Annotated in this window: 19 protein-coding genes; 14 read left to right on the top strand and 5 right to left on the bottom strand. The window is 51.5% G+C overall.

The window, feature by feature from the left end; all coding sequences use genetic code 11:
* The first annotated feature begins 227 nt into the window (after nt 1-227).
* On the top strand, nt 228-1,367 hold the full coding sequence (locus R3B84_03955; GenBank protein MEZ6139705.1) for an RNA ligase family protein: 1,140 nt from the start codon (nt 228-230) through the stop codon (nt 1,365-1,367).
* Between the two features lie 151 nt (nt 1,368-1,518).
* Here the strand turns inward: R3B84_03955 and R3B84_03950 are convergent, their stop codons facing one another.
* Nucleotides 1,519-3,813, bottom strand: a complete 2,295-nt coding sequence (locus tag R3B84_03950; GenBank protein ID MEZ6139704.1) for a protein kinase — start codon at nt 3,811-3,813, stop codon at nt 1,519-1,521.
* Between the two features lie 560 nt (nt 3,814-4,373).
* On the opposite strand from R3B84_03950, the gene R3B84_03945 reads away from it, so the two are divergent.
* The 12 genes from R3B84_03945 to R3B84_03890 all read left to right on the top strand — a co-directional run bounded on the left by R3B84_03945 (nt 4,374) and on the right by R3B84_03890 (nt 17,034).
* Entirely contained in the window at nt 4,374-4,565 is a 192-nt protein-coding gene (locus tag R3B84_03945; GenBank protein ID MEZ6139703.1) for a Flp family type IVb pilin, read from the top strand.
* Nucleotides 4,566-4,650: 85 nt separating this feature from the next.
* The gene (locus tag R3B84_03940) at nt 4,651-5,478 is read left to right on the top strand and encodes an A24 family peptidase (protein MEZ6139702.1); all 828 of its coding nucleotides are present in this window, start codon (nt 4,651-4,653) and stop codon (nt 5,476-5,478) included.
* A gap of 314 nt (nt 5,479-5,792) precedes the next feature.
* Nucleotides 5,793-7,073 (top strand): Flp pilus assembly protein CpaB, encoded by a 1,281-nt coding sequence (gene cpaB, locus R3B84_03935; GenBank protein ID MEZ6139701.1) that lies wholly within the window; start codon nt 5,793-5,795, stop codon nt 7,071-7,073.
* 79 nt (nt 7,074-7,152) lie between these two features.
* On the top strand, nt 7,153-8,931 hold the full coding sequence (locus R3B84_03930) for a hypothetical protein (protein MEZ6139700.1): 1,779 nt from the start codon (nt 7,153-7,155) through the stop codon (nt 8,929-8,931).
* Nucleotides 8,932-9,008: 77 nt separating this feature from the next.
* Nucleotides 9,009-10,220: an AAA family ATPase gene (locus R3B84_03925; GenBank protein ID MEZ6139699.1), complete on the top strand. Its 1,212-nt coding sequence runs from the start codon at nt 9,009-9,011 to the stop codon at nt 10,218-10,220.
* A 51-nt stretch (nt 10,221-10,271) separates the two neighbouring features.
* Nucleotides 10,272-11,651, top strand: coding sequence for a CpaF family protein (locus R3B84_03920; protein ID MEZ6139698.1), 1,380 nt, complete (start codon nt 10,272-10,274; stop codon nt 11,649-11,651).
* Nucleotides 11,652-11,699: 48 nt separating this feature from the next.
* Complete coding sequence (locus tag R3B84_03915) at nt 11,700-12,668, top strand: type II secretion system F family protein (protein MEZ6139697.1); 969 nt, start codon at nt 11,700-11,702, stop codon at nt 12,666-12,668.
* A 51-nt stretch (nt 12,669-12,719) separates the two neighbouring features.
* A complete protein-coding gene (locus tag R3B84_03910; protein MEZ6139696.1) occupies nt 12,720-13,655 on the top strand; it encodes a type II secretion system F family protein in 936 nt (311 codons plus the stop codon).
* A 77-nt stretch (nt 13,656-13,732) separates the two neighbouring features.
* The gene (locus tag R3B84_03905) at nt 13,733-14,386 is read left to right on the top strand and encodes a hypothetical protein (GenBank protein MEZ6139695.1); all 654 of its coding nucleotides are present in this window, start codon (nt 13,733-13,735) and stop codon (nt 14,384-14,386) included.
* Between the two features lie 38 nt (nt 14,387-14,424).
* Complete coding sequence (locus R3B84_03900) at nt 14,425-14,634, top strand: hypothetical protein (protein MEZ6139694.1); 210 nt, start codon at nt 14,425-14,427, stop codon at nt 14,632-14,634.
* Nucleotides 14,635-14,712: 78 nt separating this feature from the next.
* A complete protein-coding gene (locus R3B84_03895; protein MEZ6139693.1) occupies nt 14,713-16,050 on the top strand; it encodes an ATPase in 1,338 nt (445 codons plus the stop codon).
* 225 nt (nt 16,051-16,275) lie between these two features.
* Nucleotides 16,276-17,034: a tetratricopeptide repeat protein gene (locus R3B84_03890; protein ID MEZ6139692.1), complete on the top strand. Its 759-nt coding sequence runs from the start codon at nt 16,276-16,278 to the stop codon at nt 17,032-17,034.
* Nucleotides 17,035-17,323: 289 nt separating this feature from the next.
* Here R3B84_03890 and R3B84_03885 read toward each other — a convergent pair whose 3' ends face one another.
* Nucleotides 17,324-17,518: a Flp family type IVb pilin gene (locus R3B84_03885; protein MEZ6139691.1), complete on the bottom strand. Its 195-nt coding sequence runs from the start codon at nt 17,516-17,518 to the stop codon at nt 17,324-17,326.
* A gap of 51 nt (nt 17,519-17,569) precedes the next feature.
* On the bottom strand, nt 17,570-17,764 hold the full coding sequence (locus R3B84_03880) for a Flp family type IVb pilin (GenBank protein MEZ6139690.1): 195 nt from the start codon (nt 17,762-17,764) through the stop codon (nt 17,570-17,572).
* 237 nt (nt 17,765-18,001) lie between these two features.
* Between R3B84_03880 and ilvD the strand changes: the two genes are divergently transcribed.
* Nucleotides 18,002-19,681: a dihydroxy-acid dehydratase gene (gene ilvD, locus R3B84_03875; GenBank protein ID MEZ6139689.1), complete on the top strand. Its 1,680-nt coding sequence runs from the start codon at nt 18,002-18,004 to the stop codon at nt 19,679-19,681.
* A 154-nt stretch (nt 19,682-19,835) separates the two neighbouring features.
* Here ilvD and R3B84_03870 read toward each other — a convergent pair whose 3' ends face one another.
* The gene (locus R3B84_03870; protein ID MEZ6139688.1) at nt 19,836-20,567 is read right to left on the bottom strand and encodes a response regulator; all 732 of its coding nucleotides are present in this window, start codon (nt 20,565-20,567) and stop codon (nt 19,836-19,838) included.
* 15 nt (nt 20,568-20,582) lie between these two features.
* Entirely contained in the window at nt 20,583-21,251 is a 669-nt protein-coding gene (gene phoU, locus R3B84_03865; GenBank protein ID MEZ6139687.1) for a phosphate signaling complex protein PhoU, read from the bottom strand.
* Nucleotides 21,252-21,266: the final 15 nt, after the last annotated feature.

The raw sequence follows: 21,266 nt of genomic DNA, 5'->3' as shown, positions 1-21,266 counted from the left end.
ATAACAATATAGCCGAAGGTGGAACAAACGAGGAAATGAAATATCTCTCATTTTTAGCGAGCATTCCCACCTGAAGGTTAAAGAGGATCGGAATCAGATCTGCCCGAACCTGGCTGAGGTCCGACAACTCTGTTTCAAATGCATGCATTGTTGATTGTAAAATTAATGAGCATCAACGATTTCTGACCAGTTATCCCGTAACAATTGGTCGATTATTTGGTAATGTCATGTCGAATTCGCAACCAAAATTACTGACTCGAACACAATTTCGCGATGGCGTGTTCGATCGTGATGGTCATCAATGTGTCATCTGCGGTGCGAAAGCGGAAGGCGACGTTCGATTGGACGCCCACCACATCATGGAACGGCGACTCTGGACAGCACCAGACCAGTTTGGTGGCTATTTTCTGGATAACGGAGTCACGCTGTGTGATCGAGGATACGACAAAACCGAATCAGGAAACTTCTCCTGTCACCTGCAGGCTGGCATGACGGTGATTTCACCGGATGATTGTCGAAAAGCTGCAGGAATTCAACGTTTGATACTGCCCGACCATCTGTATTTCAATCAGATTTATACTGTATGGGGCGATCCGGTATTATCCAATGGCAGACGGATGAGAGGGGAATTGTACTGGGATGAAAGCGTTCAGACAATGCTAACTCTCGGTGGTGTGTTAAATCTGTATACCGATTACGTCAAACACCCACGCACCTGCCATCTTCCTTTCAGCCCAAAAGTAGAAAAAGACGATCTGGGAGATGATCGCGTGATGGAGCACCTGGAACGATTCCAGGGAAATCGAGTCATTGCCACGGTGAAGATGGATGGTGGGCAGAATACGCTTTACAGGGATTATTTACATGCCCGTACTACTGATTTCAAATCAGATGAAACGATGCACTGGTTACAGAATTTCCATTCAAAATTCTGTTACGACATTCCCCAGGGTTATCGTGTCAACGTCGAAAATCTTTATGTAAAGCACGACATCTACTATCAAAATCTGCCTTCCTATGCCATGGCCTGGATGATGTGGGATGATAAAAACAACTGCCTGAGTTGGGATGAGACGTGTGAATGGTTTGCGTTATTTGATGATATCCTAAAACAAGCTGGAACACCGGGATTGTCAACTGTTCCAGTTCTCTATGATGGTATGTGGGATGACGATCTGATCCGTAACCTCTATCGAGATAAATTTGCAGACGACGAAATGGAAGGTTTTGTTGTCCGACTGGCAGATCAATTCCACTATCGTGAGTTCAAATACTGTGTGGGGAAATATGTACGTGAAAATCATACTCCCCAACATGGCGGAAATTCTCGCGACTTGTTTGTCAGGAATAAGCTGAAGGGAAACTAAATTTCCCCGGCTGAAATTCGAGAGTTGATTCTATCACCCTGGGCAGGCGGGAATCCAGTCTGTTTCGCATTTGTCCGGTTAAGGTGGCTTAAAAGTGAATTCCGCGGCTAATCCTGCTTCGCTCCGATAAAAAGCTGTTGCATTCAGTTGGTCATTTCGCAGCAATTTCTGGTTCAGGTTGCAGCAGGTCTGCTGGTTTGCCAAAGAAAAATGAAAAGGTGTCGTAGCGGGCTTCGTTTTCCGGTGCCTTCCAACCCATCTCAAGGGGTGATTTGCCACCCAGTAACGACAGAAACATCGAGTCAAAACGCCAATGTTCGCTGGACACCCCCGCTTCATAGGCAGTTCGGAACCATCGTTGACCGGTCAGTTGCAGGTATTCGCGTTCCTGAACAGTCCCTTTATTGGTGCGTTTCATCCACATTAACTGGTAGGCGTAGATTTTTGCCGCCCACAGGTGAAACAGGTGATCGTTGGGCATCTGCTTCACCACCCACTCCACGCGCTGAAGTTGCGATTCCGTTAGCGTGGCATTGTTGGTAACCGCTCGCATCACCCACAGGTTCAGCCAGTTAGCCAGCAACTGTGGGTGGGTGGGCTGGGATTCCAGACCACCGTTGATCGTTTTTTCTGCTTCCATCAGGTTTCCTGCCAGGATTTGGGTGTAGGCGACGCCGCACCGCACGGTGTGGTTTTCGGGTTGTCGAAGAAGGCATTCGCTGAAAATGGACCGTGCCTGCTGGTGCTTGCCAGATTTCAAAAGAGTTTCCGCATACGCTGTTGCAAACGGCACCGATTGTGTCTGCAGTTGATAGGCCTGTGCCAGATCTTCCGAAGCAGAAGACCAGTTCTGCTGCATCATCTTGGCGATCCCACGCAGGTGGTAATATTCTGCTTTCGCATCACTATTGAGTAACTGGGTTAAATAGGCAGAAGCCTGGTCGGGCTTCCCTTCTCGAATAGCTTTGCGTGCGGCAGCAATCTGCTCTTCTGCGGTGGGCTGTTGGTAAGCAATAATCGGCTGGCTGGCTGCCATGGAATTGATACTCCATGCCCCACCAGAGACCAGGCCAATCGAAGCTGCCAGAATTGCAGCTCGACCGGTGTAAGTCTGAGTGACAAATGACCATTTTTTGGCCGGAGTGTAACAATATTGTAACTCTTTGACCAATTCTGCCGCACTGGGGAAGCGATTTGCAGGATCAAATTCCAGACATTGCGAAATTAACTGCGACAAACGCCTTGGGACCCGCCGATTCAGCAAATGAACCGGAACCAGTGGCTTGCGTTGCAATTCGCTCATCGATTTTGCGATTTCCAGCGTGCCTCGACGGCTCGGAATCGGGCCCCACGGGTGGGCGCCAGCGAATAATTCGTACATTATCACGCCAAACGAATAAATATCGCAGGCAGAGTTCGAGCCGATCCGCTGCTCTTTGGGTAAACGAATCTGTTCAATCTGTTCCGGTGCCATGTAGAGCAATGTCCCACCGATCTGGGAATTATTTGCTGAACTGGCATAAGCCAGATTAAAATCTATTAATCTTGGGCGACCGTCGAAGCCCAGCAGAATGTTGGATGGCTTGATATCCTGGTGGACGATGTTCCGCTGGTGCACATACGCAAGTGCGTCGGCCACCTGCCGGAACAACCAGACTAGCCCATCGATAAAGCTATATTTGGCAAGTACTTGCGCCTGTTTGCCCAAATCGGGCAGCTGATCCGCCTTGTGGTGGTGGCGTTTGGCTGCTGCCAGAATAACGTCCGCACTGTTGGGGCGAGGAACCCCACCTTCAATGGGATTGACCAATTCAATCAGATCTTCGAGAGTCGCACTGCCCACGTAGTTCATGACCAGGCAGTTCAATCCGTTCGCCTGCTGGCTGGCAGTCAGCAGAGAAACAATGTTCGGATGATTAATATTTCCTAATAAACTTGGTTCGGCGGTCATCTTCTGGGTAACTTTCAGCACCACCTGACGCTGAGTCATTTCGTCCAGTGACAGATAGACACGGCTGAACGCCCCCTGGCCCAGCTTCCGCAGCAACACATACTGACCAAGATGTTCCCCGATCTGTGGCCAACTGGCATGTGGAGTTGCCACCATCGAAGTTGCTGGCGCTGGCGACGGTTTGGGACCTGATTTACTATCGCTCAGTTTCAATGTGGCTTCAGGCATTGAGCCAAGTTCATCCTGAGACACATTGCCCAGTACTCGCAACAACGCCTGGGCATACTTTGGAAATCGATGGCTGTATGATTCCGGTGTGATCTCCACTCCCGTGGATACAAGGAACTTGTATTCAAACGTAGCAAGTTCCAGCACCGCATTCTTGTTTTCGGCAAGCTCAGGATATTCAGCAATCGCCGTTTCCAGCGATGGAACCCCAGACTGGATCCACTCTTCAATAATCTTCCTAATGGTGGCTGTTAAGTCAGATTGCATTACCGAAATCCGTGGAGCTTGGTCTGTACCCGTGCGAGTGGTTCCAGACGCAGAGTTGCATTTGCTGCACCAACAGTAGTACAGTGGAGCACCGAGGCAAATGGAAAGTGGCTAAAACGGATCGGAATTTCCACAATTCTTGCAAAAATTACAATTCATCTATGGCAAGTGCCTAATTTTGAGATTCTGCCTGAAATAGATTGGGCGGAATAGAAAAACTGCACCAAACAATTACCAACTAGGTCGGGACAATTCGATTTAAGCAATCGGATGAATTTTAACGATAATTCTAATTTTAATGCCATTCACAAATGTAACGGTTTTGAATCTTTTTTCGGATTCGACAGCAGCTTCATTTGACAGGGGCAGGAAACGATCTAAGTTTTATTGCGAAGTAAACAGCTCGCAAGGTTGTCCTGGTGTGATCCCCCCCTGAACCATCACCCATGATAACGAATCATCCTCCGTGCTGGCACGTACGCCAGCCTCCTGTTCGTGGGATGTTTGTGTTGCTTTTCGGATTTATGGATAGAGGAATTGTGCAGAACAGGAGAAGTGTGATGACGAGCATTAAGAAACGATTGGTTAAAGAGGTAGTCCGGTTTTTGAAGAAAGAAGATGGTCCCACAGCAGTGGAATATGCAGTAATGCTTGCGTTAATTATCGTCGTATGCATTGCAGCAGTGACCACCCTGGGGAACAGTGCCAGTCAGACGTTTGCTGACGTTTCGCTGAATGGCGCTGCCAGCTAAGTAAAGCATCTTCTGAATCAGAAATTGCGGACTGCCACGAAAACACCCCTTGACCATGTGAAGGGATATTCGAGGTAATAGTACGATGATGGTAGAAACAGTGCAAGATCCGCAGCACCAGGCACCGCACGATGATGTTGTCATCGGCGGAGCGAGTCCGACAAACAATTCATCAGACACCGATGACCTTGGTCTCGACCGGGCATTCGTCATGTCGATGGTTCGCATTCCATTTATTGCCGTTATCTGGGTGGTACTGGCATTGGTCAGCCATCAGATCTGGGCTGCTGTATCCCCCGCAACCACGAACTTTGGTCCACTGGTTATCATCTGCATCGGCATGATCATTGCCGCTGTTATTGATGGCTGGGCGTTCAAAGTGCCCAACTGGTGCACCTTGTCTCTGGTCGTCAGTGGGTGGTATCTGGGCCTGTTGCACAGCATGAATGTCCATGTTGATGCTGGAGTGGGTAGCTTTTTAGGTGCCTTTGCCTGCACCATGATCGGCTTTGCTCTTCTGGGCTGGCTGCTTGCAATCGTTGGCATGGGTCAGGGCGATGTCAAGATGCTGATGGGATTCGGTTCCTGGCTGGGTGCTTTCTTTTTGTTCAAGGACGCACTTTCCATCCTGCTCTGGTCATTCGCCTGGGGTGCACTGATCGGCGGGGTATTCGGAATCGTGATGATGCTCTGTCGACGAAAGTTCAAAAAGAACCTGAGCAACTTCCGGGAAATTGCCAAAGATATGAAAGTGCTGGTCACCGTGGGCCCAAGTCAGGCAGCCGCACGCTCTTCAGAAAGACGGCCAGGATGGGACCGTCTCCCATATGGAGTGCCCTTGTGTATCGGTTTTCTGGGGCATCTGGGTTACCTGTATTACACAAATGCGTTACCAAAGCTGTTCATGAATTGATGAACGGGCATGTCAGATTCTGGATAACTGGCAAAACGCCACAATCCAGCCAAACTGGCAAAGCCATCAAAGACAGAATAATTGAAGTTTCCCGAACGGTGCTGCCGAAACAACCATTGAAAATGAATTCGGCTGCCGATCTGAAAGCACAGTGAATGTTTACCCATCTTACCCAGATTGCAACAGGTAAGAAGTTGGTGGGAAGCCACCAAAAAAGAAGTCCAGGGATGGCCAGGTTTCGACCTGAATTGCAACGGTGAGTAATCCTGTTGCGGAACGTGAGCACGAGATATTCAACAGTAGAGTAGGCAGCCATGAAGCAAAAAAATCTGATCGTACTAGCGGTCGCGCTAGGTTGCGGGTTGATCGCCGCAATTGCTGTAGCAAAATTATCCGCGCGACCTGAAGCTACAGCGGAAATGATCCAGGTCCCAGTGGCCAAAAAGGACATTCCTATTGGCACAAAACTGGATGAGAAATCACTGGAAGAGTTTGTTGGTTATGCACCGTATCCGAAAAATCTGGTGCCCCAGGATGTGGTAGAAGATTTTGCCCTGGTCAAAGATAAAACGGTGAACCGCACAGTGAAGTTCGGTTCCCCACTGACGATTGCCGATGTGGGTCAGGGAAGTGGTGTTGCAATCCCGGAAGGTTACTTCCAGATGGCAGTGAAAGTAAGTCAGGTGGATTCGGGCGTGTTCGTGCAGCCCGGTTCCCGCGTAGATATTCTCTACAGCGAGCGGATCGGTGGTACCAATACTTCTCAGGTTCACTTGCTGCTGCAAGGGATGCTGGTGCTGGGGGTCAATAACAAAGACCGACTGGATGAGGGTACTGGTCGCGTGATCCCACAGATCGAATCAGTATCGCTGGCTGTTCAGAAGATTCACAGTCTGATGTTGACCGCCGCTGAAGATCGCGGTCGCCTGAAACTGGTGTTGCGAAATGTGGAACTGAGCAAAGCAACCAAGGATCGTCCTGATCCCCACATGGGTGATCTGGATCCAGAACGGTTGGGTGTGGAAACCGATGTGGTGAAGAAAGCCGTGGTCCCACCTCCTCCGGAAGTGGTGCTGGAAACGATCTATCTGGCCAAAAAGGAAGTGCCCACCAATACAGTGCTGTCGAATGATACGATTGCGGAATTTTTTGACAAACTGGAAACCAAAGTGGCACCCGAAGGTGCAGTAACCAATCTGGAGAATCACAAAGGGCAATTTGTGGTGAAGTCTTTGTCTGCAGGACAGTCCCTGTATCAGGATGCCCTGGCCAAAGAGCAAGTGGTAATCATTCCACCCTCTGACCCGAAAGTGCCAGAAGAGCCGAAAGTGGTGGAAGCACCGAAACCAGAAGAAAAGAAAACGGTTCCGGTCGTGGTGATCCCAAAGAAGAAATTAAAACGGTTCGAACAAACCTTACAAGGTGCGGTCAGCCAGCGGATTATCTGGATGGAAGTGAAAGAAGGGCAGTGGAAGTCGTTTGAGTCGGAAGAAGATGCCGACGAGTATGAGAAGAAGTTGTCTAAAGGAGAAGTCCCTAATACGGCTCCGGCAGCAACAGAAAACAAGGTTGAGGATTTCAAACCAGTAGGCTGATTCTGATTGATTCAGGAAATATTGATCAACAGATCAGTCTCCACAGGGAGAGAGGTGAAGGATGCACCCGTTCAAGCGAATGAAAACATGGGTCCTGGTGGCCCTATTATCGATCGGTGTCTGGAATCAAACCAGCCCGGTCTTTGGTCAACAGCCTTCGCCAATGGCCAAGGCAGACCGCACCGGCGCAGTCACAGTTTCCATTGGTGGGCAGGCTCGATTTCAGATGGCCACCAAGAAACCGATTCGCCAGGCATTTAACCAGAACGACCGGATTGTTCAAGTGGTGAACGATGCGGTCGACCCCACCTATCTGATTCTGCGTGGGGTGGCAGCGGGAACAAGCTCTCTGGAGCTGACCGATGCGGATGGTGTCAAAGAAACATACCTGGTCGTGGTTCAACGCGATCTGGAATTATTAAAAACTCTGATTCGACGCACCGTACCTACGGCGACAGTCGATGTAACCCCGATCGGCGACAGTGGTAACAGCATTATTCTGTCTGGTTACGCCGCACGGGAAGATGATCGGGCAACACTGACGCAGCTTTCCGAAGCGTTAGGCCTGCGAGTGGCAGTAAATACGGTCACCGTTGGTGGGGGCGGCAATGTTCCCCACGTACAGCTCGATCTGACATTGGCACGTGTCGATCGCTCCAAGGCACGCAGCCGTGGGGCAAGCTGGATCGTCAACGGCAACACCGTTTCCGGTGGTAGCCTGTTAGGTGGTCTGGTATCGCAACAGGCCGCTGGTGGTGCCGGTGCTACAGCTGCTAGTGTGGGTGTGATTCCCAATGCGGCCAACGTGTTGCCCACCTCGACGGCAAACCTGGTGGCGGGCCTTACCCCCAGCAATATTCAGTTGCTGATTAGTGCCCTGCGAACAGAAGGTCTGGCAAAACTGGTTTCCAGCCCCACCGTGGTGGCACGCAGTGGTGAGCAAGCAAACCTGTTGGTCGGTGGTCAGGTGCCTGTCATCAGTGCATCCGCTGGGATCACTGGTCCTGGTGTCAGCTATCAAAACGTGGGTACAGAACTGACGTTCCTGCCCGTCGTATACGGTAATGGCAAAATCAGCCTGACGATCACCGGTGTAGTACGATCGATCAATCAGGGGAACGCACTGCCAACAACCTTTGGTACTTCACCTGCTTTCGATGAACAGCGATTGACGACCTCGGTTGCCTGCGAACCAGGTCAGACTTATGCGATTGGCGGCCTGATTCAGACTTCGATTCAGGGTTCGGTAACCAAAGTACCCTATCTGGGCGATATTCCTTATGTGGGGTCATTGTTCAGCTTTGCAACCAGTCAGGAAACAGAAACTGAACTGGTGATTCTGGTAACCCCACGCCTGGTGGATGCAGCGGATGCTGGTCAATTGCCCCGCCCACTGCCAGGTTCAGAAACCCGGAAAGTGGATGATTTTGAGTTTTACCTGGAAACCATTCTTGAAGCACCCCGAGGACCACGGTGCATCTTTGAAGGGCACACCTATAAAGCTGCCTGGTTGAACTCGAAAACTCCTTACCCTTGTAACCAAGGGATGTGTGAAAACGGTCAAGGTGCTGGTTGTGCGACCGGTAACTGCCCAACAGGCGTAACCACTGGCACCACAGGGACTTACGTTCCAGCAATGCCTTCAGTGCCAGCCACCATGCCGGCACCGGTCCCTGCCACGGAAATGCCCGCACCCAACAGTGGTGTGGGGACCAGTTCCATCAGCGATCGGACGATTCGACAGCCATTGAGCATCCCTTCGGTGATGCCAAATACGATCCCGGAACCAATTCCGGTTCCAATCAGTGTCCCACGGATCGCCACTGCTCCGGCAAGTGGGGGAATTGGCGGAGAATAGGTAATTCGCCCCAAAGTGCTGTTCTGTGTGCTATATAGTCTGTGGACAGCAAAGAATTCTGTGCAGAGTGAAATATTATGCGTCGTATCGCCATTGTAGATCCGGATGAACTGAGCCGCGAATCGCTCCGCGCGATGTTGCTGGGTGTCGATTTTGTGTGGCTGGAAGCAGAATGTGCTCGTTACGAGTACTTCTACGATGTCATCCAGAATTCTGTCCCCGATCTGATTCTGGTTTCGTTGGATGGCGATAAGAACAAAGCCCTGAATATGGTTAGTCAATTGACTGCCGAATACCGTAATCTGCCCATTATTACGGTCAGCCGCGACAGTCAGGCACTGTTGCAATCCTTACAACGGGGTGCCGCCCACTTTTTAACTACCCCGATTACCCTGGAAGACCTGGTTACTTCTCTTCGGAAAGTGCTGTCCGCTCGGGACAGTGGTCCCATGGACCGCCCAGGCAGTTCCGGCGGAAGTACCATTTCCGGCCCGGCGGAATCAGGCCAGATTATTTCTGTTCTTGGTTCCCGTGGTGGCGTCGGCTGTACCAGCCTCGCCGTGAATCTGGCGGCAAGTCTCGCTTCATTTCCGGAAACCAGCGTTGCCCTGATCGACCTCGATCTGGCAATGGGCGATGCCGACATTGCGGTCGAATTGCCCACCAGCGACACGATCAGTATGGGCGATCTGGCGCGCAATATTGAACGCCTGGATATGAATTATCTGCGAAGAGCGATGATCAAGCACCGCGAAACTGGGATTTCGGTGCTTCGTCACCCCATCGAACTTCATGAAATTGTCGGAATTAACGAAGTTCACGTGGAACGAATTCTAAACTTGTTGAAGTTGAGCTATAGCCACCTGGTGGTGGACCTGAGCAAATGCCTGCTGGCCACCGATCAGATGGCCTTGCGAATGTCAGAGAGTATTCTGCTGGTAGCTCAACTGGAGCTGAGCAGTTTGCGGAATGTGGTCCGTCTGACCCACACCCTGAATCAGGAAGGTGACATGGGGGACCGCACGCGAATTGTAATTAACCGGGCTGGATCGGAGATGCTTGAAGAGGGCATCACTGTGAAAAAAGCGGAAGAAGTGATCGGCAAGCCTGTCTTCTGGCAGGTTCCGAACGATTCGAAGCCGATGATCGGTTCCCGCGTGGCTGGGATGCCACTGATTAAGTTTGCCCCGAAATCAAAAGTGCACCAGAGCATCCATGGTTTGGCGCAAGCGATTACAGGACAGGAAGTTACGACTGAAACGGCGAAAAAGAAAGGTTGGTTTAGCTGATCTTCGCCCACAAGATATTAACGCACCCTGAAAGACCTCACGAGTAGTTCTATGTCGAGATTACAACAAGGTTTGTCGAAGCTGAACAGCATGAATGGCAGTATGCGCGGGTTCTCTGCAACCAGTGCACCCTCCACCAGTGGCAGTGGTAACGGCAAAAACTTCGACGAATTGAAAAAAATCATCCACGCCCGCCTGGTGGAACGGCTGGACTTTACGCGGGTGAAGGATCTGGGTTCAGAAGCCCTCCGACGCGATATCCGGCGGGTAATTGAACATCTGTGCGATACGGAAAACCCGCTGCTGAACCGGATGGAGCGGGAAAAGCTGATCGAGGAAATCCTCGATGAGACCCTGGGCTTTGGCCCACTGGAGCCGTTGCTGAAGGATCCGACAATCTCGGATATTCTGGTGAACGGTCCCAGAAATGTGTACGTCGAACGGCGTGGGAAGCTGGAAAAAACCGACATCAATTTTCGCGACAACGACCATTTGTTGCAGATTATTGACCGGATTGTTTCCAAAGTGGGTCGGCGAGTGGATGAAACCAGCCCGTTGTGCGATGCCCGCCTTCCAGATGGTTCGCGGGTGAATGCGGTGATCCCACCGATCGCACTGGATGGTGCGTCGCTGTCGATTCGGCGATTCGGTGCGAATCCGCTGAAACTCGAAGATTTGCTGGGCTATAAGGCAATGTCTCCGGAAATGGCGATGCTGCTCGAAGCCTGCATCAAGTCTCGACTGAACGTGGTAATCTCCGGGGGTACTGGTTGCGGTAAAACCACCCTGCTGAATACACTGTCGAGCTTTATCCCTGGGGATGAGCGAATTGTCACGATCGAAGATGCTGCCGAATTGCAGATGCAGCAGGATCACGTGGTGCGGTTAGAAACCCGCCCACCAAATATTGAAGGGAAAGGTGCGGTGAACACCCGCGACCTGGTGAAGAATGCGTTGCGGATGCGTCCTGAGCGGATCATCATCGGCGAGTGCCGTGGATCCGAAACGCTGGACATGCTTCAGGCCATGAATACCGGTCACTCTGGTTCCATGACCACCCTGCACGCCAACACCGTGCGGGATGCCATGAGCCGACTGGAAACCATGATCATGATGGCGGGATTCGAGTTGCCGATCAAAGCGATGCGGCAACAGATTTCCTCGGCAGTCGATCTGGTGGTTCAGGCAAACCGTCTGCAGGGTGGCCCCAGAAAGATTACCAGCATCACCGAAGTGATGAATATGGAGCAGGATGTCATCATTATGCAGGAAATCTTCCGTTATCGTCAGATGGGTGTCGATCCCCAGGGTCGTGCATTCGGCCAGTTCGAAGCAACGGGAGTTCGGCCTTCGTTTGTCGCCCGGCTGGAAGCCAAAGGAATTAAGTTGCCTTCGAATATGTTCACAGAACGCGTACTACTGAGAGATTAACCACCATTACCGAGGGCCCCTCCCCGGCGAGTACTGAGGATAGACACCATGAGTCCACTGATTTTAGCGTTGTTAGTTTTTATCGGCGTATCCGGCCTGATTGGTGGGATTGCCCTTGTATTGACCAAAGGTCTGTCCCCCCAGACCCGGGCAATCGATCGACTGAATACAGTTGTGGGTTACGGCGGACGTGCTGATGATACTTCTGCAGACTTGATGATCCGTAATGCACTGCAGGAAGTTCGCAGTGGGAATCTGCTGGAACGGTTGACACCGGATTTTCTGCGTGTGTCGAAAATGTTCGAGCAGGCGGATGTGTCGATCAAGCCTTCCGCACTGTTTGGAATTGCGTTGGGGCTTGCTCTGGTGGGTGCTCTGCTCAGTGCAGCATTTGCCAATATTTATGTGGCACCCGTTGGTGCGGCAATGCTGGGTGTGCTGCCGTTTGGCTGGCTCTGGTTCAAGCGGGCTTCCCGCTTGAAAGCGTTTGCCGGACAATTGCCGGAAGCGATGGAATTAACCGCACGGGCGTTGCGGGCAGGACATGCACTGTCCTCTGGCCTGCACACGGTATCCAATGAGATGCCCAACCCGATTGCGAAGGAATTCAAGCGAGTATACGAAGAACAGAATTATGGGGTCGCGATCGAAGAAGCATTATTCAATATGTGCGAACGAGTGCCGAACCTTGACCTGAAGTTCTTTGTTACTTCGGTTGCAATTCAGCGGCAAACCGGTGGTGACCTGGCAGAAATCCTTGATCGGATCGGTTACGTGATTCGCGAACGGTTCAAGATCCTTGGTCAGGTCAAGGCACTGACGGCAGAAGGTCGTCTGTCCGGAATTGTGCTGATCGCGATGCCGATTGGTCTGTTCATTATGATGCTGTTCATGAAGCCGGATTATATCTCGCTGCTGTGGACCGATCCGATGGGCGTGCAGATGAGTGTGGGTGCGATTGTGCTGATGCTGATCGGCTCGTACGCCATCAAGAAAATTATTGACATTAAAGTGTAATCAACCCGAAGAAATATCACAGCACCGAGAGTAAACACCATGAACCCCCTGATGGCTGTATCCCTGGCGGAAATGACCCCCATCATCATCTTTGTAACGGTGGTGGGGATGGTTTGGGCACTGGTAACCTTGTTCAGCAAAAAGCAGAGCAAGGCAGAAGAGCGGTTCCTGCGAATGGGTCAGGGCCGCCCCGTGGAAGAGGAACCCGAATCTGCCAAACGCTTTGCTGGTTTGCGGGAAGCAATTGCCCAACTGGGCGTGGCAGTGGAAGGAAAATCCGACCTGGAAAAAAATAAGCTGAAAACCCGGCTGGCAAATGCTGGTTTTCGAAGTGAATCGGCACCGCTGATCTATAACGGTCTGCGGGTGCTGATCATCGGTCTGGTATTGATCCCCACTGCGGGGGTGATGCTGCTTACCGAAGGATTTACACAGAACGCTCTGATTTACAGCCTGTTAGCGGGTGGATTAGGATTTTACATCCCCCAGATTGGCCTGCACATGCTGGTATCGGGACGCAAAAAGGAGATTTTTCTCACACTTCCGGACGCACTTGACCTCCTGGTGGTGTGCGTGGAATCCGGGCTTGGTCTGGATGCTGCCATGAGAAAAGTTACCGAAGAAATGAAGGATCATGCAAAAACTATTACCGAAGAGCTGAACATTGCCAATGTTCAGTTGCAAATGGGCCGAACTAAAAGGGAAGTGTTACACGATCTGGGTGTGCGGACCGGTGTGGACGATGTGAAAGCACTTGCTGCTATTCTGATCCAGGCCGACCGTTTTGGTTCCAGTATTGCCCAGGCACTGCGGGTGCAATCGGATTCGATGCGGACCCGCCGCCGACAGATTGCGGAAGAAAAAGCTGCCAAAACTGCCGTGCAGCTCATCTTCCCACTGGTGTTGTTTATTTTCCCGGCAATCTTTGTTGTGCTGGTAGGACCAGCTGCAATTCAGATTCAGAAGGGTTTGTTGAAAGGTGGTTAAACCTGGTTTTTCAGAAGGAGTCACCTGGTGCTGATTGTTGTTGATCGCCACCAGTATTTTCCAAGGATGGTAAAGTGATGAGAAAACAATTAAAACAGTTGTTCGTTTTTGGCGTTTTTGCCAGCGGCATCGCCGCAACTGGCTGCACTGGCGATGGTTATGACCGAGTCGCCGACAATTGCTGGCCAGATCGTTACAGCAACGAATCACGTCGTCTGCAGCACGAATTGTTCATTCCCCAGGTTCAGAACGGCCATGTGCTGGACCAGACCTTGTGGAATACCCATTTCGAACGTGGTACCGGCAAGTTGAATGCAGCCGGAATGGACAAACTGGATCAGTTGTCCCGACGTCGGCCACAGCCAGACACCACGATCTACCTGCAGACTGCACGCGATATTGCCTACGATGCCGAAAAGCCGGGTGCGTATGGTGAAATGCGGGTGAAACTGGACAACGAACGTATTGAAGCTGTGAAAAGCTATCTGTCTGCCACCACAACTGGCCGCCCCACCCAGTTTCAGGTGATTCCACACGACCCAGCGGTGCCCGGAATCGATGGTGCGGAACCCCGCGTCGTCATTCCTTCTCCCGCAGTCCGTGCCGGCGTGGGTGCGAATGCCCAGGGTGGCGGTGCCGTTCCGGGTGCAGGTGCTGGCGTCGGTGTTTCCTCAGGGGCAGGAGCAGGCTCCACTGCTGGCAGTCAAATGCCTGCAGCAGGCAACCCGTAAAATTTGCATTAAGTGCTTTTATCAACTAGATTTGCATCATGAAGACGTTACACACTCATAAAAATCTCATTTTTGCCATGCTCTTTGCATTGCTGGTGGCACAACCAGCATTCGCGGGGAGCTATTGGTATTCCTTTAAAGCATATTGGACGCGCGTGATTTCCAGCCAGAATGGCTACGTCATGTTCGCGCTGGGGATGGGTGCCATCGGAATCTTCATCATTTCCCGTGGAAAATGGAAGAAATAGTCGCACCTGTCCTGATTTTTGCTTGTAAACTTCAGCGTTATGAAGTGGCACCCCTAGAAGTACAATTGTGAGAATAAGATGAACGCCATGGCCATGTTTGAAGCGGAACCATATTCAGCCGAGGCACCTGCCCCACCAGAATCGTTGAAGGAAGCAGGACTGTCCGAATCGTTTATGGGTGAATTGCTGTTGCGGTGCCTCTACACTCGGGGTGCCATGATCGGCCGTGACATCGCACAACTGGTCTGCCTGCCGTTCAAAGTAATCCGCGACAGTCTGAAATTTCTCAAAGATGAGAAAAATATCGAAATTGTCGGCGGCGATCTGGTGGGGGAAGTGAGTTACAAATACGCACTGACCGACAAAGGCCGTGCTCGTGCGAATGAAGCGATGGAAATGTGTGGCTATGTCGGCCCCGCACCCGTCACGATTGAAGATTATGTCGAACAAACTTATCGCCAGTCGGTCACTGGGATGCAATGCAGTCCAGAGATGTTGTCCGCTCCGTTCTCCCACCTGGTGGTGAAGGACGATATGTTCAACGCCCTGGGACCGGCAATTGTCTCCGGTAAAAGCGTCTTCATTTACGGCCCACCTGGAAACGGCAAAACGGCCATGGCCCGTGCCATCGGCGAGTTCATGAACCAGGCAGGTGGTTCGATCTATGTTCCCTACGCCTTCATTGCCGAAGGGAGCATTATCACCCTGTACGATCCTTCGCTGCACCAGGCAGATGAAGACAGCGATGAAAGCATGTTCGATTCGGATGCCAGCGTTCGCAAACTGCTGAATGCGGATGCCGTCGATGCACGCTGGGTGAAAATTCGCCGTCCGGTCATTGTGACCGGTGGGGAATTAGGCCTGGAAATGCTTGATCTGCGTTACAACAAAGAAGTGAAGTACTATCAGGCACCCATTCACTTCAAAGCAAACGGTGGGGTCTTCCTGATCGACGACTTTGGTCGCCAGTTGTGCAGCCCAAAAGAACTCTTGAATCGCTGGATTCTACCCCTGGAAGACCGACACGACTTCCTGACGGTGGCAAGTGGCAAGAAAATCCAGGTGCCATTCGAACAATTGATTATCTTTTCCACCAACCTCGATCCGAAAGATCTGGTGGATGATGCCTTCCTGCGTCGGATCCGTCACAAGGTGCAGGTACACGCACCAACGCGGGAAGTTTATGAGAAAATTTTCAATCGTTACGCCCGTAAGCTGGGAATGCAGCCGAGCCCGGAAGCAATTGAATACCTGTACGAACGTTATTATTCCAAAGGTCGTGCCCCACGTGCGTCCGACTGTCGAGATTTATTGGAAATTGTGCAGGCAATTTGCCGATACAGAGGACAGCCTGTGCACTTAACACGGGATTTGATGGTGGATGCAGCGAACAGCTTTATTGCCGAGTTTCAATAAAGCTCCCAGCTTACCCACTTTCCAGTCTCGTGGTGATCATTCGGGGGAATGGTTGCACGCTACAGGGACGGGGAAAGTTCGAGGGATCGTCAGCACCAAATCGCCAGGTTTGCGCAAGCAGCCTGTTTTCAACTATTTACCTGCGGCAGCATTCTGGTGGGTGTCTCCGGATGCGAAACTCTCGGGTTGAGCTCCAAAAGTAATTTCCCCACAATGATTTCGCAAATGGAACCTCCACCCAACAATCCCAACACCGTTCAGGTCAATGAAGTGGTGGAACCAGTGGTGGATAAAGAAGGCCCACTTTCCGCAAATACTTACAACCAGTACGCTTACGCTAAAATGGATATGTTACTGCGTGACCCGATGCAGTCCCCACCCCAGCGGGAAGCATTAATCGGTCAGGTGCGGCAATTGTTCCAGCAGGCGTTGGCTGTTGAACCCACCAACGTCGATGCCTACATCGGCCTGGAAAGTCTTTACCAGCATACTGGGGAAGTAGAAAAACGTCTGGAAATAGAGCGAAAGCTGATTGAAATGCACGGCAACAATGGCAAAGTGTGGGAACGCCGAGCCGTGCGACTGGCTCAGGAACGCAAGTTCGATCAGGCTGCAGAAGCATATCAGAAGGCCCACGAATCCGATCCGGACAACCGGATGTACCGGATCCACCTGGGCTTCACGCTGGCACGGGCCAAGCGTTACGAAGAGGGTTACAAGTGGCTGGCAAACAGCATGCGTGAGCCCGAAGCTCGTTGCCGACTGGCTCAGATGATGCTGCACAACCAGGATCTGGTTCAGGCCCGTCAGCAACTGCAATATGCACTGCAGATCGACCCACAGCACGCAGAAGCACGTCAGATGCTGTTGTCACTGACCACTGCGGAGACCAACACACCTGGAATGGGTGACCCCGCTACCCTCCCGGCCCCACTGCAAGGTGGCAACTTCATGGAACCCGTTCCCACTGGCATGTCTCGGTAGAAAGTGAAAGTTTTCTCATCGGATATTGTCTAAAGCACCGCAAGTATCTGTGATTAATGCAAAAAGTGGAATTTATTTTGCGAATTCTGCTTCATGAAAAGCCAGTTCCAGTCACACAGCATCCAAAGCGCCTTGTCTAACCGTGATCTGAAGGTGCGCAAAAACAAGATGAAAAAATGCTTGCATGAAAAACATTCTCATGCAGTTGACATGTTGAAACGAAAAAAGCTCCCCGCAGTTGGTGTTAACCCACTGGGAGAGCCTGAGAGAACTATCCTGATCCAGCAAACTAGCTGGCTGCACCGGTCACTGGGGTGGCTTTGGAGGCAACCGAAGAGAAGGTTGCACTGGCGTTGCTGCCCAAGGTGGTGATTGCTGCAATGCAAACCACGATGATCAGTGCCAACATGACGGCGTATTCCACTGCGGTGGGGCCATCTTCTTTCTTCATGAACTCAACAAACTTTTTGGTCAACTTACGCATCTTTCTACTCCTGAAATAGTCTGGTTAATGAAAAATCCTTTAATAAACAAATTAGCTGGCTGCACCGGTTACTGGGGTGGCTTTGGAGGCAACCGAAGAGAAGGTTGCACTGGCGTTGCTGCCCAGGGTGGTGATTGCTGCAATGCAAACCACGATGATCAGAGCCAACATGACGGCATATTCCACTGCGGTGGGGCCATCTTCTTTCTTCATGAACTCAACAAACTTTTTGGTCAACTTACGCATCTCTGTTCTCTCTCTGTTTTGAGGGTAATCACCAACGTTCCAGTTGGCTTTGTTACTTGCAAGTGCGTCGTTATCGTTTCACTCGCGACAACAAGAACCTAGATTACAATCACTACAGGAGCAAATATCGATACAGTACTTTTTTCCGTTTTTTTGCACAAAATACGTATTGTTGAATAATTCGCGCCAGACCTTACAATCGTTATTTCCAGACCGCTAATATGGCAGGATGAAACCATGACACAATCGAAAAGAACCAGTTTAGAAACTACGGAAGGCAACAAACGCGCACCAAACCGGGCAATGTTGCGCGCTGTGGGCTTTATGGATGAAGATTTTGAACGGCCGATGATTGGTGTGGCCTCGCTTTTCAGCGAAATCACCCCCTGCAATGGGCACCTGGATCGGTTGGCACGCAAAGGCAGTGATGGGATTCGCAGTACGGGTGGTGTCCCACAGATCTTTGGGGCTCCCACAGCATCCGATGGGATTATGATGGGCCACAGCGGCATGCGCTATAGCCTGGTTTCCCGTGAAGTGATTGCCGACAGCATTGAAGTTGTCGCTGGTGGGATGCACCACGATGGAGTATTGGCATTCGGTGGGTGCGATAAAAACATGCCCGGCTGTCTGATGGGGATTGCCCGCCTGAATGTGCCAGGGATTTTCGTGTACGGCGGGACAATTCTTCCCGGAATGGGCCCGGATGGCGAAGATGTCGATATCGTTTCCATTTTTGAAGCGGTTGGCAAGCATCAGGCAGGTATCATCGACGACAAAAAGCTGCATAAGATCGAGTGTGCTTCCTGTCCGGGCATGGGTGCCTGCGGTGGAATGTATACAGCCAACACGATGGCCAGTGCCATCGAAGCAATGGGGATGTCATTACCCAACGGTGCCAGTTACCCCGCAGTTTCCTCCTCTAAGGATCGTGAAGCATTCCAGGCAGGTGCCGCATTGGTTCACCTGATTGAAAAAAATATCAAACCCAGCGACATCATCACCCGCAAATCGCTGGAAAACGCCTACACCTTTGTTCTGGCGTTGGGTGGTTCTACCAATGCGGTGCTGCACCTGATGGCCATTGCCCGCGAGGCGAATGTCCCCTGGACACTGGACGACTTCGAACGAATTGCCAAAAAAGTACCCCACCTCGCCGATATGAAGCCAGGTGGCAAGTATGTGATGTACGATCTCTACCGCGCAGGTGGGACAGCACCCGTGCTGAAGGCACTGCTCGATGCGGGCTACCTGCATGGCGATTGTATCACGGTCACTGGCAAAACCATGGCCGAAAACCTGGAAGAATTCCCCAGTGTCTACCAGCTCAAACAGAATGTGGTGAAACCAATCGACCAACCGCTGCATGCCACTGGTCACATCGCCATCATGCACGGCAATCTGGCACCTGAAGGTGCGGTGGCCAAACTGGCAGGGTTGAAAGTTTACAAGATCACTGGACCTGCCAAGGTTTTTGATGGAGAGGAAGCTTGTTTTGAAGCGATCCAGTCCCGCAAGATTGCTGCAGGCGACGTGGTGGTCATTCGTGGCGAAGGCCCGGTCGGTGGGCCTGGGATGCGGGAAATGCTCTCGATTACGGGTGCTCTGATTGGTCAGGGATTGGGAGACTCCGTCGGGCTGATTACCGATGGTCGCTTTTCCGGTGGCACCCACGGCCTCGTGGTGGGCCACGTTTCACCAGAAGCATGGGTCGGTGGACCGATTGCCCTGCTGCAGGACGGCGATCAGATTACCATTGATGGTGAAGCCCAAACCCTTACGGTGCACCTTTCTGACGAAGAATTGGCCAACCGCAAGGCGACATGGCACAAACCACCCTTGCGTGTGGAACGCGGTGTGCTGGCGAAATATGCCCGAACCGTGCAATCGGCCTCTCAGGGTGCGGTCACTTCCTGATCTAAACTCAATTTTGTGGGAAAAAACGACCCACCTCAAGTCTAAATATGTCAGCGTTAAGATTGTTAATCGCAAGCAAATGATCAATCAATAGTTGATATGTAATTGAAATTGTCCGCAAATCTGATTTTTCTAACAGTTTCCAGAGGTCGTCTTACTCTTCACCACTTTTCGGTTCTGTGGGGTCAAGTGATTCGCGAAAGCGGTAGCCCACGCTGCGGACTGTTTCGATCAAATCCAGTGCGGTGGGTTCGATATCGGTCAGTTTTTTTCGCAGGGTTTTAATATGTACATCGATGGTGCGTTCCAGCACGATCGAACCTTCGCCAATCGCGGCATCCATCAGTTGCAGGCGAGTAAAGGCCCGCCCTGGCTGGCGCAACATGCACTCCAGCAGTCGAAATTCGGTGGGAGTCAGGTCCATCGGTTGTTCGTGAAAGGTCACATGGTGCCGCACCCGATCAATTCTGACCCCCAGGTGGTCCATAATGTCGCTGACAGGTGGGATGGTGTCATTCCGCCGCATAATCGCTTTGACACGCTGCAGCAGCACTTTGTTGCTGAACGGTTTGGTCACGTAATCATCCGCACCAGTTGAAAATCCTTCGATCTGGTCCGATTCCTCGGAGCGTGCGGTCAACATGATCACCGGAATGCCGGAAGTCGATTCGCCCGACTTCAGTTGGCGACAGACATCGTAGCCACTCATCCCGGGGAGCATCAAATCGAGCAGAATGACATCGGGAACAATCGCCTGTGCTTTTCGAAGACCTTCAGTTCCATCTTTGGCACTGTGTGTTTCATAATCTTCGCGGTTGAAGTACCACGTTAATGACTGCACAAGCCCTGGTTCGTCTTCAATAATCAGGATTTTCGACTTTGGCATAAGTAAATACCTGTACTAATCCTTTCCAATCGCATCCGGGCGATGTTTCACGATCTCACCTTCCACCAGGTAGATGACATCTTCCGCAATGTTCGTAGCATGGTCCGCAATCCGTTCCAGGTTGCGGGTGGCGGCAAATAACTGCATCCCTGGCTCAATATGATCGGGGGATTGCTTCATCAGCCGCATCAGTTCAACAATCATATCATCATTATAACGATCCGCCTCATCATCCATCCGCACCACGCGACGTGCGAGTTGCTGATCGAGATTGACGTACGAATCGAGTGCCTGCCGCACCATGGATGTGCATAAATCGGCCATATGCAGCATTTTCGGTGGGATCTCCATGGAGGCGGATTTCACACTGATTGCCACTTCGGCAATGTGGCGTGCCAGATCGCCCATCCGTTCCAGATCGGTGCTGATCATGAAAATACTGGTGATACGTCGAAGATCGGTAGCCACCGGCTGGTGCAGGGCCAGAATTTTCAAACAGTCTTCCAGCACATGGTTCTCCATGGCATCGATCTGCTCATCGCCATGGATTACCTCTTCCGCCAGTTTCTGATCGCGGTCGGACAGACTTTGGACACTCTTGGAAATGGCATCTTCAACCATGCTGGCGAAGCCCACGATTTCGCGTTGTAACTGTTCCAGATCCCGCTGCAAATGCTTTGACATCGATTCCCTCCCTCC

Origin of the sequence: Zavarzinella sp., from assembly GCA_041399155.1 — a bacterium.
In the GTDB taxonomy this organism is placed as follows: Bacteria; Planctomycetota; Planctomycetia; order Gemmatales; family Gemmataceae; genus JAWKTI01.
Note: the sequence above shows the minus strand (reverse complement) of the source record. Positions and strands in the feature narration are given on the sequence as shown.

Bases quoted from the DNA above. Each gene is read 5' to 3' on its own strand.
- R3B84_03955 (MEZ6139705.1), top strand. From the start codon at position 228: ATGTCGAATTCGCAACCAAAATTACTGACTCGAACACAATTTCGCGAT.
- R3B84_03950 (MEZ6139704.1), bottom strand. From the start codon at position 3,813: ATGCAATCTGACTTAACAGCCACCATTAGGAAGATTATTGAAGAGTGG.
- R3B84_03945 (MEZ6139703.1), top strand. From the start codon at position 4,374: ATGACGAGCATTAAGAAACGATTGGTTAAAGAGGTAGTCCGGTTTTTG.
- R3B84_03940 (MEZ6139702.1), top strand. From the start codon at position 4,651: ATGATGGTAGAAACAGTGCAAGATCCGCAGCACCAGGCACCGCACGAT.
- cpaB (MEZ6139701.1), top strand. From the start codon at position 5,793: ATGAAGCAAAAAAATCTGATCGTACTAGCGGTCGCGCTAGGTTGCGGG.
- R3B84_03930 (MEZ6139700.1), top strand. From the start codon at position 7,153: ATGAAAACATGGGTCCTGGTGGCCCTATTATCGATCGGTGTCTGGAAT.
- R3B84_03925 (MEZ6139699.1), top strand. From the start codon at position 9,009: ATGCGTCGTATCGCCATTGTAGATCCGGATGAACTGAGCCGCGAATCG.
- R3B84_03920 (MEZ6139698.1), top strand. From the start codon at position 10,272: ATGTCGAGATTACAACAAGGTTTGTCGAAGCTGAACAGCATGAATGGC.
- R3B84_03915 (MEZ6139697.1), top strand. From the start codon at position 11,700: ATGAGTCCACTGATTTTAGCGTTGTTAGTTTTTATCGGCGTATCCGGC.
- R3B84_03910 (MEZ6139696.1), top strand. From the start codon at position 12,720: ATGGCTGTATCCCTGGCGGAAATGACCCCCATCATCATCTTTGTAACG.
- R3B84_03905 (MEZ6139695.1), top strand. From the start codon at position 13,733: ATGAGAAAACAATTAAAACAGTTGTTCGTTTTTGGCGTTTTTGCCAGC.
- R3B84_03900 (MEZ6139694.1), top strand. From the start codon at position 14,425: ATGAAGACGTTACACACTCATAAAAATCTCATTTTTGCCATGCTCTTT.
- R3B84_03895 (MEZ6139693.1), top strand. From the start codon at position 14,713: ATGAACGCCATGGCCATGTTTGAAGCGGAACCATATTCAGCCGAGGCA.
- R3B84_03890 (MEZ6139692.1), top strand. From the start codon at position 16,276: ATGGAACCTCCACCCAACAATCCCAACACCGTTCAGGTCAATGAAGTG.
- R3B84_03885 (MEZ6139691.1), bottom strand. From the start codon at position 17,518: ATGCGTAAGTTGACCAAAAAGTTTGTTGAGTTCATGAAGAAAGAAGAT.
- R3B84_03880 (MEZ6139690.1), bottom strand. From the start codon at position 17,764: ATGCGTAAGTTGACCAAAAAGTTTGTTGAGTTCATGAAGAAAGAAGAT.
- ilvD (MEZ6139689.1), top strand. From the start codon at position 18,002: ATGACACAATCGAAAAGAACCAGTTTAGAAACTACGGAAGGCAACAAA.
- R3B84_03870 (MEZ6139688.1), bottom strand. From the start codon at position 20,567: ATGCCAAAGTCGAAAATCCTGATTATTGAAGACGAACCAGGGCTTGTG.
- phoU (MEZ6139687.1), bottom strand. From the start codon at position 21,251: ATGTCAAAGCATTTGCAGCGGGATCTGGAACAGTTACAACGCGAAATC.